Below are 284 nucleotides of genomic sequence, written 5' to 3'. Positions count from 1 at the left end.
ACTCGAACCTGTGACAACTCGATTAACAGTCGAGTGCTCTACCAACTGAGCTATCAGGGAATATTGGTGGAGCCAAGGGGGATCGAACCCCTGACCTCCTGCGTGCAAGGCAGGCGCTCTCCCAGCTGAGCTATAGCCCCATCTAAAAAATCAATTTTGTATGTATAATCAATAGCCTGATAGGCGAAAAAAAATCCCCATTATGGGGTTGCTTGGCGACGTCCTACTCTCCCAGGACCCTGCGGTCCAAGTACCATCGGCGCTGGAGGGCTTAACGGTCGTGT

Annotated in this window: 1 tRNA gene and 1 rRNA gene; both read right to left on the bottom strand. The window is 51.8% G+C overall.

The features are described from left to right. Nucleotides 1-64: 64 nt before the first annotated feature. Nucleotides 65-140: transfer RNA gene (locus tag ACUYLD_RS25625), tRNA-Ala, on the bottom strand. Between the two features lie 70 nt (nucleotides 141-210). Next, nucleotides 211-284: ribosomal RNA gene (rrf, locus tag ACUYLD_RS25620) — 5S ribosomal RNA — on the bottom strand; the annotation flags it as partial.

It is taken from the genome of Paenibacillus sp. SER-28 (genome assembly GCF_052906305.1).
The sequence above is the reverse complement of the archived record's forward strand: the minus strand, read 5'-3'. Positions and strand labels throughout refer to the sequence as shown.